The sequence below is a fragment of the Nisaea sediminum genome (assembly GCF_014904705.1).
In the GTDB taxonomy this organism is placed as follows: Bacteria; Pseudomonadota; Alphaproteobacteria; order Thalassobaculales; family Thalassobaculaceae; genus Nisaea; species Nisaea sediminum.
On record NZ_JACZCQ010000013.1, the window covers coordinates 119,136 to 132,207 of the forward strand.

Genomic DNA, 13,072 nt, shown 5'->3' on the forward strand with positions numbered 1-13,072 from the left:
TTCCTGAAAAAACACGGATCGCGCGCGGTATGATTGTCGGCAAAGACTATCTGTTCATCGATCTATCGGTCCGTGAAGCGGATCACCTGGTCGCCGGCCTACGCGCCGGCACGACGGTCCACCGGCTCGCCGTCTCGGGAGACCCGCTGTCGGAAATCGCGGCGGTGCTCACCGGTCGCGCAGGCGTCCGGCGAATCTCGATCCTCGCACACGGCGCTCCCGGCACGGTCGAACTCTCGGGACGACGGATCGACGCCGCCGCCCTGAGGGCCGCCCCGAACAGTCTCAGCCGCATAAGATCCACTCTGGCACCAGGCGCCGAACTGGCGCTGATCTCCTGTGAGGCCGGCGCCGGACGCGCCGGGGGTGAACTGGTCGATGCTCTTGAAGCAGCGCTTGGCGCGACCGTATGGGCCTCCAGCCTCCCGCTCGGCGGCGATGCCGGATGGTCCGGTCTCCCGGTTGCGGGAGCCTTCTTCTCTGCCGAAGCGCTGCACGCCTACCCGGAGCGCCTCGCCGTCACCGGGACTCCCTCCACCGGAAACGACACGCTGACCAGCGATGGCGCGGCGGACAACATCGATGCGCTCGGCGGCAACGACATTGTCTACGGCAACGGTGGCAACGACACGCTGTCCGGCAATGGCGGCAACGACACGCTCTATGGCGGTACCGGCAACGATTCCCTCCGTGCCGGGACCGGGAGCGACGTGCTTTTCGGCGGCGACGGAAACGATACGCTCCACTCGTTATTCGACAGCGGTGCCGACACTTTCTATGGCGGCGACGGGGACGATTTCACCCAGAGCTTCGTCTCGAATGCCGGTGCGGTCTTCTATGGCGGCGACGGGAACGACACGTTTCACCCGCTCGGCGGCGCCGGGACCGGGACGTCCACCGGGATCACGATCTACGGCGATGCCGGCGACGATTTCATCTCCTCGGACGACGGCGCGGACACAATTTATGGGGGCACCGGCAACGACACGATCTACGGAGACGACGCTGGCGGCAAGGCCCTCAACCTGATCTATGGCGACGACGGAAACGACGTACTCTATTCTGGTGCTTTCCCCGTAGACGGTGACGGAGGAACCGGAAGCACGGTTTATGGCGGCTCCGGCGACGACACCTTCTATGCCTGTTCGGACAGGGACATCCTTGTCGGCGGATCGGGCGCCGATGTCTTCGCCGGCCAGTTCAACGTCACGAATTTGAACGGTGATACGATCTACGGCCTCGAGGTCGGCGACGCGATCTTTGCCAAGAGCACCGACCTCAGCTCCCTCAACGGATCGATCGTCGGCAGCACGATCAGTCTCGGCGGCTCGAACGCGGTGAACATCGCGAACGCGTCCGGCAGCCTGCAGATCTCCGTCTCGTTCGACGGCACGCATTCCACCCTGACATTCTCGCTGGCGCCCCCGTCTTCCGCCACCAGCCTTAGCGTGCGCGACCAGAGTGCCGGGGACGGCACGGTGACGAACCAGACCCTGACCAACAATACCGGCGCCACGGCGAGCGGCCTGCTGATCGGCGGCACCGGCAGCGGCAACACGATCACCGTCACCCTGCCGGCCGGGCTCTCCGTGACGAACGCAGGCACCGCGACCGCCGTCAGCGGCAGCACGGCCGGGACGACCCTGACGAGCCAGCTCCGGGGAAGCGGCGCTTCGACCGCAAACCAGACCTTTCTCGACACCCACGGCCAGGGCTATGTCAACGGCCTCGGCGGAACTCCGCTCGACATCCGGACCCTCACCTTTTCCGGATCCGACGGCACGCAACAGACGGTCCAGGTCACCGGCACCGCCAACGGCGGCGGAGAGGCCTTGATCATCGACAGCTCGGGACTGATGCCGGGCTCCACGCTGCAGCTCGACCATATCGATTTCGCCGCCGTGCTCGGCAACGCCACCGTGATCGGCGGCGCGGGCACGAACTATGTCGTCGGCGACGACGCCGCCCAGTTCGTCTCGCTCGGCACCGGGAACGACACAATCGCCGGCGGCGGAGGCAGCGACACGCTCAACTCCGGCTACGGCGAGGACCTGATCTACGGCAACCAGGGCGCGGACTCGATGCTAGGCGGCGGCGGCAGGGACACGCTCTTTGGCGGACAGGACGGCGATGTCCTGCTCGGCGGAAACGACAACGACCTGCTCTACGGCAACAAGGGCGCGGACACGATTTCCGGCGGTGGAAACGACGACGTGCTCTTTGGCGGGCAGGACAACGACATCCTCTACGGAAATGCCGGCAACGACAGCCTCTTCGGCAATCTGGGGGCCGATACGCTCTGCGGCGGTCAGGGCAATGATACGCTTGCCGGAGGAGACGGCGCCGACCGGATTGAAGGTAACCGGGGCGACGACGTGCTGAGCGGCGGCGCGGGTGCGGACACCTTCGTTTTCAGCTTCGGCGACGGGAACGAGACGGTCACGGATTTCGCGGCCGGCACCGACACGCTCGCGCTGCAGAACGGTCTCGGCGTCAGTGGCGGAGCGGAGAGCGGAGGCAACACCCTTGTCACCTTCTCCGATGGCGGCACGGTGACCGTCATCGGCGTCAGCAAGACCGACCTCGCAGCCGCGACAGGCTGGGATCTCGGGTAACGATCCCCTGGCCCCCGGCCTCCGCCGGGGTTGACGGTCGGAACAAGTTATCCCCGCATCAAGCTGCCTTTCGGGTCGTGCAACGGTGTATCGACCCGATGCGCCTTCAGGATCTTGCCGAGAATCTCGACCTCGAAGCCATCTGTCTTCTCCGTATATTCCCGTGGCACGTAGCCGAGCGCGATGCTCTTGCCCACCGTGTGGCCGTAGCCGCCGGACGTGATCCAGCCCACCGCCTTGCCGCCGTGGAAGATCGGCTCGTCGGCGATAGGATCGATCTCCTCCACGTCTATGGTCAGCGCGATCAGCCGGTATTTGCCGCCGCCCGCCGCCTGCTCGGCGGCCAGCGCCTCGCGGCCAATGAAGCTGTTCTTCGACATGTCGACGAAGCGCTCGAGCCCCGCCTCGAAAGGCGAATAGTCGGGCGTGAATTCGCGGAGGAAGCCGCCGAAACTTTTCTCCAGGCGAAGGGAATTCAGCGCCCGTCCGCCGAAATGCCTGAGCCCGAATTCGGCGCCGGCCTCGACCAGCAGGTCGTAGAGCGCGATCAGATAGTCCGGCCGCACCCAGATCTCGTACCCCCGCTCGCCGGTGAAGGAGAGCCGGCCGACCATGGCATGCAACAGGCCGATATTCGTCTCGCGGAAGGACATGAAGGGCATCGCCGCAGTGGAGACATCCTCGTGCGTGACCTTGGCCAGCAGGTCCGCCGCCTTCGGCCCGGCGATGGAAAGACCGACGAGATCCTGGCAGCGGCTGCGGATCTCGACCCCGCTCTCCGGCAGATGGTCCCAGAACCAGCGGAGATGGAACATCTCGGCGACGCCGGAGCCGAAGATCATGAAGTGGTTCTCGGCCAGCTTGGCGATGGTGAAGTCGCCGATGATCTTGCCCTGCCGGTTCAGCATCGGCGTCAAAACGATGCGTCCGGTGCGCGGCATCCTGTTGGCCATCAGTTCGGAGAGCCAGGCTTCCGCCCCCTCGCCCGTCACCTCATACTTGGCGAAGTTTGAGATCTCCAGCAGGCCGACACCCGATCGCACCGCCCGGCACTCCTCGCCCACCGGGCCGAAGGCGTTGGAGCGGCCGAACGTCACGTTCTCCACCGGCTCCATGCCTTCCGGCGCGAACCAGAGCGCGTGCTCCAGCCCGTAGGAGGCGCCGAAGACCGCGTTCTTCGCCTTCAGCCGGTCATAGATCGCCGTCATGCGATGCGGCCGCGCCGCCTTCAGTTCCTCGTTCGGGAAAGTGATGGAGAAGCGGCGGGAATAATTCTCCTTCACCTTCTCGTAGGCATAGCCCTTGGTCGCATAGTTGCCGAAGCGGGCGCAATCCATGGCAAAGACGTCCATGTCCGGTTCGCCCTCGATCATCCACTGGGCGAGCGCGAGACCGACACCGCCGCCCTGGCTGAAGCCGGCCATCACGCCGCAGGCGAGATACATGTTCTTCAGCCCCGGCACCGGCCCGACCAGCGGGTTGCCGTCGGGCGCGAAGGTGAAGGGCCCGTTGATCATCGACTTCACCCCCGCCTGCGCCAGGAAGGGGAAGTGCTGGTAGGCGACGTCGAGCGAGGGCGCGATGCGGTCGAGGTCCGGCTGCAGCAGCTCGTGGCCGAAATCCCACGGCGTCTCGTGCGGCGACCAGGGCACGCAGGCCTTCTCGTAGGTCCCGAGCAGGAAGCCGACGCCCTCCTGGCGGGTATAGATCTCCGCCTCGAAATCGATCAGATGCGGCAACTCGTTTTCCAGCGCCTTGATCTCGTCCAGCGGCTCGGTGATCAGGTAGTGATGCTCCATCGCCAGCACCGGCAGTTCGAGCCCGACCATGCGGCCGACCTCGCGGGCCCAGAGACCGCCCGCATTCACCACCTTCTCGCAGCGGATCGTGCCCTTGTCGGTGACGACGGACCAGGTGCCGTCCTTTTCCGCGACCAGCTCCTCGACCTTGGTGTGGCGGTAGATCTCCGCCCCGCCCTTGCGCGCCGAGATGGCATAGGCGTTGGTCACCCCGGAGGGATCGACATGGCCCTCGTTCGGATCGTAGACCGCGCCGACGAAATGCTTCGCATCGCAGAGCGGATGCAGGCGCTGCACCTCGTCGAGCGAGATGAAGTCGATGTCGAGGCCCATATATTTCGACTTCGCGACCATGGTCTTCAGGTAGTCGACACGGGATTGCGTGCCCGCCGCCATGATGCCGCCGGAGAGATGTACGCCGGTCGCCTGCCCGGAGATCTCCTCGATCTCCTTGTAGAGGTCGATGGTGTATTTCTGCAGCTTGGTGACGTTCGGGTCGCTGTTCAGCGTGTGCATGCCGCCCGCGGCGTGCCAGGTCGAACCGGAGGTCAGCTCGCTGCGCTCCACCAGGACCACGTCCTTCCAGCCGAGCTTGGTCAGGTGATAGAGCACCGAACAGCCGACGACGCCCCCGCCGATGACCACGACCTGCGTGTGCGATTTCATGAAGCCTCTCCCCTGCCCGACATCATTGTGCAGGGGTTAGTCCAACAGGTCCGCACCGAAGAGGCGAGCCGCACGGCGACACCGGCCCGGTGCGCCACGTCGCAATTGGAGCATTGGCCGCAACGCAAGAAAGCCCCGCCCGAGTTTGGTCCTTGGGCGAAGCCTTCCCGGATAGCGGATTAAAAATTTTAGCATGGATCAGTTATTCTTCACGACCTTGAAGACGTAGACCTGCGCCTTCCAGTTCGAGGAATGCTCCACCCGGTATTGATTGCAATAGTCACTGAGAGTTGTGATCTGACTGTGCATGAACGTATATGGGGGATCGGCGACCCGTATTTCACATGAATTGTCGCCGTCCTGCATCAGGATCGTGCAGTCTTCCTCGTCGCCAGCGCTGTTTGAGACACCGTCGACCAACCAAACACCATCACTGTCCTGGCCTTTTGCGGTCGCCTGACAGTACTCGATCACGCCAGGGTCCTGATGCTTCACTGTCAGCTTGAACGGCGCCTGCAATTCCCAGACATTAGTCGCGGATGCGCTTCCGGCAAAACCCAAGACCATACACAAGACCAAAAAACTAAATGCTGCCTTCACGGCGCCCTCCTCTATTGAACAACCGAATAGAGGACCTTCAACTCATACGCGTCAATTCTGATTGTGTATCAACTTGTGACACTCATCATTGGCGCACTGGCCGGAAAGCGAAGGCCACAAAACTTTCGTCGCACGAAGACAAGATATGTTTGACGAGATCACGCGAATCATTTGCCAATTTCCCCATTCACCTTAGGCTCTCCCGCAACGACACCGAAGGAGGTTTCGATGGCGACAGTCGATATGAGTGTGAAACTGGCGGCACCGGCGGCCGATGTCTGGGCCGTGGTCGGGGATTTCCTCAATATCCATGAGTGGCATCCGGCGGTCGACCGGATCGAGGCGATGGGCGCCGGCGGGATCCGGCGGGTCCATAGCGCCAATGGCGGGCCGGTCTTCGACGAGGTCCAGCTAGAACGCGACGAGGAAGGCCGCCGCATGCGCTACGCCATCCTCGGCAAACCCTTTCCGCTGGAGAATTATTCCGCCTGGATGAGCGTCGAGGATGCGGGCGGCGGCTCGGTCGTTCGCTGGCACTCCGCCTTCGCCCCGGACGAGGGACGCGAGGAGAAGGCGGCCGGCATCGTGAAGTTCATCTACAAGAGCGGCTTCGACGCGCTTGTGGAGAGGTTCGGCGCCGGCTGAACCGCAGGCCGCGCCGGCAGATTGATCAGCGCGACCCCAATCATCGCGGCGAGAATGCCGAGACCGGTGGAGAGCGTCAGTTCCTCGCCGAGGATCGCCATGCCGAGACAGACGCCGACCCCGGCCCGCAGATAGGCCTGGCTCGCCACGCCCATGGAGCCGAGGGTGCGCACCAGGCGGAAATAGAGGATCAGCGCCGTCCCGGTACAGAAGAGACCGAGCGCAAGCGCCGCGCCGAGCGCCTCGGCGGACGGCTGCAGCTCCCAGGGCCGGTCGACGAGGCAGGCGAGCGGCACGAGCACCGCCATCGCCCAGAGCATCGTGCCGGCAGCGGTGACGGGCGCCGGCATGCCGGAGAAACGCCGCCCGTAAATGGCGGCGCCCGCGTAGAGCAGCGCGCCTCCGATGGCGGCGAGCTGCCCCAGGACACCCTGTCCGAGGCCATCGAGCGCATCGAGGCCGACGATCAGCACGACACCGATCAGGCCGAGCAGCGCCCCCCCGAGCCGCGCGAGGCCGGTCCGCTCGTGACGGGTGAAGAGCAGGGTGATGAAGAAGATGAAGATCGGCGCCGTCGAGTTCAGAACGCTGGCGAGGCCGCTGGCGATGAACTGCTGCCCCCAGGCCAGCAGGGTCCAGGCGCCGATGCTGTTGAAAAATGCCTGCACCAGAAGGCGCCCCCAAGTACCGGCATCGGAGGGCAGGCGCAGCTTCCGGAACGAACAGAGGCACAGCAGAAAGAGTGCGGCGATGGTGACGCGCGCGGCGATCAGGGTAAGCGGCGGAATCTCCGCCAGCGCCACTTTTGTCAGGATATAGGAGGACCCCCAGAGCAGCGCGAGCGCCCCCAGCAGGCCGAGTTCGAGGGGAAGGAAAGGTTTGTCGTCCATCGTCGCGCTCTCCGGGAGAAGGAAAGACGCGATGATAGAAGCGGACTCCACAAATATGCTTCGCCGAACATCGAACTATGGAAGATTTTCAGCGAACCCGATCGACTGAACGGACGGCGGCAGCCACCAGCAGGCCGAGGAGACCGACGCCGATCATCGGCAGATGGCCGTTCGACCAGCCGCCGAAATAAGTCACGACGGTGGCGAAGATCGGTGCCGCCAGCAGGTTGCCGAGATTGGAGCCGTGCACCACGACGCCGCTGCAGGTCGCGACCTCGGTCGCGTTTCGGGCATGTGCCGGCGCGCCGGCGAGGCAGGCCGCCGGGAGCACGCCGCAGATGCAGGACATCGCCACCGCGGCCGGCACACGGAGAATGTCCGGTGCGCTTCCGGCGAAGACGAACCAGGCCGTCGCGATCGCGCCGAGAAAACTGATCGCGATGATGACCCAGCGCGGCAGGCCACGGTGCATCAGCCAGGCCGCCCCGAGATTTCCGACCACATTTACCAGCACGACGAGCGCACCGAGGAGCGCCGCGCGCTCAAGCGAATAGCCCAGGCGCTCGATCAGGAAGGTCGGCATCCAGGTCATCAGGGCGAAGACCGCGCAGGCATAGAAAAAGAAGGCGAGCGCGAAGAGATAGGGGGCGGGCAGGCGCAGCGTCTGGAGCACATCGCGAAGGCCGCGGCCACGGTGCGGCTGCGGCACCCCGGACCAGCGGCCGGGCCGGACCATGATCCAGAGAAAGAGGGCCATGGCGATGCAGATGACCGTGTCCGCGAACCAGAGCCCACGCCAGCCCCAGGCGCCGAGAAAGGCCGGAGCCGCGACCATGGCGATGGCGGCACCGACCGGGAAATAGGCTGACCAGCAGCCGAGCGCGAGGGAGCGGTCGCGTGGGCGGGCGGCGGCAACGATCAGCGTCGGCGCGGCAATCGAGGTCGCAAGGAATCCCAGACTTTCAAGCGCGCGGCCGGCGAACAGCAGGGAAGCCGAACCGGACACCACGCCGAGGGCAGAGCCCGCCGCCATGATCAGCATCGCCCAGACCAGAAGCCGCGCCGGCCCGAGCCGGTCGGTCGCCATGCTCATGCCGATGGCGAGGATCGCGGCGAAGACATGCAGAAGAGAGGCGAGCCAGCCGCCGCCGACCAGCGAGAGACCGAGATCGGCACGCAGCTCCGGCAGTGCCGGCGGCACCTTGCCTACCTGCAGCGCGGAGACGACACCTGCCAGGACCGCGAGGGTCACGATGTCCCAGCGGGTCTTCCCCTCCGCCCTGGCGCTCACGGTATGGCCAGGCGGGCCAGCTCGTCCGCGCGCTCGTTCTCCGGGTGGCCGGCATGGCCCTTGACCCAGTGCCAGTCGATCTCGTGCCGTCCGCAGGCCGCCTCGAGCCGCTGCCAAAGCTCGACGTTCTTCACCGGCTTCTTGTCGGCGGTGCGCCAGTCGCGCTTCTTCCAGCCGTGGATCCACTTGGTGATGCCGTCGCGGACATAGGTGCTGTCGGTATAGAGATCGACATGCATCGGCCGGGTCAGCGTCTCCAGCGCGGTGATCGCCGCCATCAGCTCCATGCGGTTGTTGGTGGTTTCCTTCTCGCCTCCGGAGAGTTCCTTCTCGGCCTCGCCATAGCGCAGGATCGCGCCCCAGCCGCCCGGACCCGGATTGCCGCTGCAGGCGCCGTCCGTGAAGATCTCGACCCTCTTCGAGACCATCAGATGCCGTAGCCCGCGCTCGAGGAGACGGTCTGATGGAAGCTCAGCTTGCGGTGATATTCCATCGGGTCCTTCGGCTTCACGAAAGCGCCTTCCGGGTGATTGATCCAGTCATAGAGGCGGGTCAGCAGGAAGCGCGTGGCGGAGCCGCGGGCGAGCACCGGAAGCGCGTCCAGCTCCTCTTTCGAGAGCTTGCGGACGGCGTCGTAGGACGAGATCATCTGCCGCGCCTTGGTCACATTGAAGCTGCCGTCGGTCTCGAAGCACCAGGCGTTGAGGCAGATCGCAAGGTCGTAGACCAGCATGTCGGTGCAGGCGAAATAGAAATCGATGAAGCCCGACAGCCTGTCGCCGAGGAAGAAAACATTGTCCGGGAAGAGATCGGCATGGACCACGCCGCGCGGCAGGTCCTTCGGCCAGTTCCTCTCCAGGAAATCGATCTCGGCCTCGAGAAAGGCATAGAGCCCGGCCTTCACCTCGTCCGACTGCGGACCGCAGGATCGGAGCAGCGGACGCCAGGAGGCGACGGAGAGATTGTTTTCCCGCACCATCGAGAAATCGGCGCCGAGCGCGTGCATCCGGGCAAGCTCGCCGCCGAGCGCGTGGCAGTGCGCGGGCGTGACTTTCCGGTGCCAGACACCGTCGAGAAAAGTCACCACCGCCGCCGGCCGGCCGTTCAGCGTACCGAGCACCGTGCCGGAGCGGGCGCGCACCGGCTGCGGGCAGGACAGCCCCTTGGCCGAGAGATGATCCATCAGGTTGAGGAAGAAGGGCAGATCGTCGGGGTTAACCCGCTTCTCGTAGAGCGTGAGGATGTAGGTGCCTACGGTCGTCCGGACCATGAAATTCGAGTTCTCGACCCCCTCGGCGATGCCTGCGAAGGAGATCGGCTCGCCGATATCGTAGGTCTTCAGGAAGGATGCGAGATCCTCGTCGGAAACGGAGGTATAGACGGCCACGGGGTCAACTCGCCAGTTCGCGGGGCAGTTTGAAACGGACGTCCTCACGGGCGACGGTGACTTCCTCGATGGTGACGTTCCGCTGCGCCCGGCAGGCCTCGATCACCTCGTCCACCAGCACTTCGGGCGCGGAGGCACCGGCGGTGATGCCGAGCACGCTCACATCCGCCATCCAGTCCCAGTCGATGTCGGTGGCGCGCTGGATCAGCAGCGCCTTCTCGCAGCCGCGGGTCCTTGCGACCTCGACCAGACGCTTGGAATTGGAGGAGTTCGGCGCGCCGATCACGACCATCCCGTCGCAGCGCTCCGCGATCGCCTTCACCGCCTCCTGGCGGTTGGTGGTGGCGTAGCAGATATCTTCCTTGGCCGGCGCGACCATCTTCGGAAAGCGGCTCTGCAGCACCGAGACGATCTCCGCCGTGTCGTCCACCGAAAGCGTCGTCTGGGTGATGTAGGCGAGATCGGGATCGCCCTCGAAACTGACGGCCTCGGCATCCGCACGGGTCTCGACCAGCGTGATCGTCCCCTCGGGCACCTGACCCATGGTGCCGATCACCTCGGGATGCCCGGCATGGCCGATCAGCACGATATGGCGGCCCTGCTTCAGATGCCGCTCGGCCTCGAGATGCACCTTGCTGACCAGCGGGCAGGTCGCGTCGAGATAGACCATCTTGCGCCGCTCGGCTTCCGCCGGGACCGATTTCGGCACCCCGTGGGCGCTGAACACGACCGGCGCATCGAGCGGCACCTGGTCCAGCTCCTCGACGAACACCGCGCCCTTCTTCTCCAGCCCTTCGACCACGTAGCGGTTATGCACGATCTCGTGCCGCACATAGACCGGCGCGCCGTATTTCTCGAGGCTGCGCTCGACGATCTGGATCGCACGATCCACCCCGGCGCAGAAACCGCGCGGCGTTGCCAGCAATATGGTGAGATCGGCTCGGGTCATGCCTCGCGATGTAGTCCCTCTGCCGGAACTTGTCCATAGAAGAGAGGCCATGTCGCCGAGGACGCTCCGGGCCATTTGCGGGCGCGGAGTGAAAGGGTTAGTGTGGCCGCGTTTCAACCCTGACAGAGCTGGCTCCATGTTTTCTCGTCCGCGTTTCCGCTCCGTGACCCGCATCGCGCTCCCGTTGGCGCTGCTGGCTCTTGTGGCGGCCTGCTCCTCGGACAAGGGCCCGCCGCCGGGATGCCCGAAAACCGATTTCGTCAGCGACCTCGACCACATGACGGCCTTTGCCGATGGCGCGGTCGGCGACCTGACCGACGTCCGATTCGATGCCCGCCTCGGCGGCCTCACCGCCATCTGCAATTTCGAGAAGAGCGAGCTGGTGATGGATGTCGCCTTCCAGGTCGTCGCCACGCGCGGCCCGGCGAACAGGGACAACCAGGCTGAGGTCACCTATTTCCTCGCCATCGCCGACGAGACCGGCGCGGTCATCGCCAAGGAAACCTTCAGCAACACCCTGCCCTTCAAGGGCAACCTCCGCCGCGTCGCCATCACCGACGAGTTCGCGCCGAGGATCCCCTACACGGCGGACAAGCTGACCCTGAACAGCTACCGGGTGCTGATCGGCTTCCAGCTCACCCCCGAGCAGCTTGCCTACAATCGCCGGCAACAGCGCTAGGGCCACGGTTTCCGATTCGGCGCGACAACGGCGGCTTTCGCAGCCGCAGTCAGCCGCGAGCGTCGGCGATAAGGGAAATCAGCCGGTCGAACTCCCGCGGGCTGGTGAACCGATGCTCGCGACAGAACGCGCTGCTCAGGCCCGCCTCCGTGCGGCAGTCCAGCACAATCCGCTCCAGCGCCGCGTCACCGTCCACACCCTCCCTCTGGAGTGCCAGCCACCGTTTCAGGAACTCCGATGTATCGGACTGGTGGACGATCACGGTGTTCCAGGCGGGAATGACGAACACCGTCTGCTGGCCGAGTCCCCAGGCGAAGAAGCTTCCCTCGGGCAGACCGGTGTCGCGCGACGGAACCCACCAGAGATAGCCATGCCCGGCGCGCAGCCCCTCAATTCCCGTCTCCGCGTAGTCCGCCGTGATGCGGTGCACCCAGGACGCCGGCATGACGGCGCGGCCATCCACGACACCCCGGTCGAGAAAGAGCTGCCCGAACCGGGCAAAATCGCGCGCCGAAATCCGGAACATGGCGGCCCGGTGCCGGGACAGATCCGGTGCCGTGCTGTATGAGACCGAGGCCAGTGTGAAATCCTGCATACCGACGGGACCGGCAACGCCATCGCGGAACGCTTCGGCGACCGAAAGCCCCGTGCGCCGCTCGAAGATCGTCGTCAGGGCGTTATAGTCCCAATTGTTGTACGCCCAGATCGTGCCCGGCTCGTTTTCCCCGGTTCCGAGCCGGCGCTCCTTCTCCGCGGTCAGACCGCCTTCCGCGGCGGCGGGGTGGTTGATCCCGGACATGCTTTTCAGAAGATGCAGCACCGTCGCCTGCCGCTGCAGCGGGGTGAGTGGCCCGGGATCGTCGTCTATGCCGAGATCCGCGAGCGTCGCGCCCAGCGGGATCTCGTCCGGCCCGCCGCCGACATGCTGCCCGACGACGGCACTGAGGAATGCCTTGCGGGCGGAGTGGACGCTGTAGGGCACCGTGAGATCGCCGAGCGACGCGACGATCTGCCCGTCGGTCATCAGGATGAACGAATCGGCACTCAGCCGGCTCGCGTAGTCCAGAACGCGGTCCAGCCCGTCCGACGACCAGCCGAGCGCCCGGGCCCGCTCGGGATCCAGGCGGCTGGTCGGAACGTCCCGCGGCGGGAACGGTGACAACGGACGTCCGGACGACAGCCCTCTTTCCCCCGTGGCGACGAGGTATCCGAGGATCAGAGCGGGCACCAGCAGCGAGGCGGCGATGATCGATAAGCGGCGGAGGGTCATGCAGCTCACTCCAATGAATTGAAGAAAATGAATTTTTGTCGAATTCTGTCTGCGACATGTACGGGGGCCGGTCGAAACGCAGGCCGGCCCGACTTGGAAAAGAATTACGTGAAACCCACAAAAGCCCGGCTCCATAAGCCGGACACTTATTAAGGGATATGCGAACACCCATGAATGCAATCAAGCGACAAATCGTTCGGTGGGCATCTCCCGGGATGAAGCGACGATCCCACCCCGAACAGCTTACCGGGGGCTGATCGGTTTCCAACGGACACAGGAGC

At 65.0% G+C, this 13,072-nt stretch carries 11 protein-coding genes; 3 read left to right on the forward strand and 8 right to left on the reverse strand.

Features of this window, described 5'->3' with window-relative positions; translation table 11 throughout:
- Positions 1 to 29: 29 nt before the first annotated feature.
- A complete protein-coding gene (locus tag IG122_RS24350; RefSeq protein ID WP_193188554.1) occupies positions 30 to 2,615 on the forward strand; it encodes a DUF4347 domain-containing protein in 2,586 nt (861 codons plus the stop codon).
- A gap of 47 nt (positions 2,616 to 2,662) precedes the next feature.
- Here the strand turns inward: IG122_RS24350 and IG122_RS21635 are convergent, their stop codons facing one another.
- Positions 2,663 to 5,080 carry a GcvT family protein gene (locus IG122_RS21635; protein WP_193188556.1) on the reverse strand — a complete coding sequence of 806 codons (2,418 nt, stop codon included), beginning with the start codon at positions 5,078 to 5,080 and terminating at the stop codon, positions 2,663 to 2,665.
- A gap of 198 nt (positions 5,081 to 5,278) precedes the next feature.
- Complete coding sequence (locus IG122_RS21640) at positions 5,279 to 5,680, reverse strand: hypothetical protein (RefSeq protein ID WP_193188558.1); 402 nt, start codon at positions 5,678 to 5,680, stop codon at positions 5,279 to 5,281.
- A gap of 228 nt (positions 5,681 to 5,908) precedes the next feature.
- Here IG122_RS21640 and IG122_RS21645 point away from each other — a divergent pair, with 228 nt between their 5' ends.
- The gene (locus IG122_RS21645; RefSeq protein ID WP_193188560.1) at positions 5,909 to 6,325 is read left to right on the forward strand and encodes an SRPBCC family protein; all 417 of its coding nucleotides are present in this window, start codon (positions 5,909 to 5,911) and stop codon (positions 6,323 to 6,325) included.
- On the opposite strand, the gene IG122_RS21650 is transcribed toward IG122_RS21645, so the two are convergent.
- The 5 genes from IG122_RS21650 to ispH form a co-directional block, all read right to left on the reverse strand.
- Complete coding sequence (locus IG122_RS21650) at positions 6,277 to 7,215, reverse strand: DMT family transporter (RefSeq protein WP_193188562.1); 939 nt, start codon at positions 7,213 to 7,215, stop codon at positions 6,277 to 6,279. The genes IG122_RS21645 and IG122_RS21650 overlap by 49 nt on opposite strands.
- A gap of 88 nt (positions 7,216 to 7,303) precedes the next feature.
- Entirely contained in the window at positions 7,304 to 8,506 is a 1,203-nt protein-coding gene (locus IG122_RS21655; protein WP_193188564.1) for an MFS transporter, read from the reverse strand.
- Positions 8,503 to 8,934 (reverse strand): ribonuclease HI, encoded by a 432-nt coding sequence (rnhA, locus tag IG122_RS21660; protein ID WP_193188566.1) that lies wholly within the window; start codon positions 8,932 to 8,934, stop codon positions 8,503 to 8,505. The genes IG122_RS21655 and rnhA overlap by 4 nt, the downstream gene beginning before the upstream one ends.
- Positions 8,934 to 9,893 carry a homoserine kinase gene (locus IG122_RS21665; RefSeq protein ID WP_193188568.1) on the reverse strand — a complete coding sequence of 320 codons (960 nt, stop codon included), beginning with the start codon at positions 9,891 to 9,893 and terminating at the stop codon, positions 8,934 to 8,936. The genes rnhA and IG122_RS21665 overlap by 1 nt, the downstream gene beginning before the upstream one ends.
- 4 nt (positions 9,894 to 9,897) lie before the next feature.
- Positions 9,898 to 10,842: a 4-hydroxy-3-methylbut-2-enyl diphosphate reductase gene (ispH, locus tag IG122_RS21670; RefSeq protein ID WP_193188570.1), complete on the reverse strand. Its 945-nt coding sequence runs from the start codon at positions 10,840 to 10,842 to the stop codon at positions 9,898 to 9,900.
- 136 nt (positions 10,843 to 10,978) lie between these two features.
- Here ispH and IG122_RS21675 point away from each other — a divergent pair, with 136 nt between their 5' ends.
- The gene (locus IG122_RS21675; RefSeq protein ID WP_193188572.1) at positions 10,979 to 11,521 is read left to right on the forward strand and encodes a hypothetical protein; all 543 of its coding nucleotides are present in this window, start codon (positions 10,979 to 10,981) and stop codon (positions 11,519 to 11,521) included.
- A 49-nt stretch (positions 11,522 to 11,570) separates the two neighbouring features.
- Here IG122_RS21675 and IG122_RS21680 read toward each other — a convergent pair whose 3' ends face one another.
- Positions 11,571 to 12,791, reverse strand: coding sequence for a serine hydrolase domain-containing protein (locus IG122_RS21680; protein ID WP_193188574.1), 1,221 nt, complete (start codon positions 12,789 to 12,791; stop codon positions 11,571 to 11,573).
- Positions 12,792 to 13,072 lie beyond the last annotated feature (281 nt).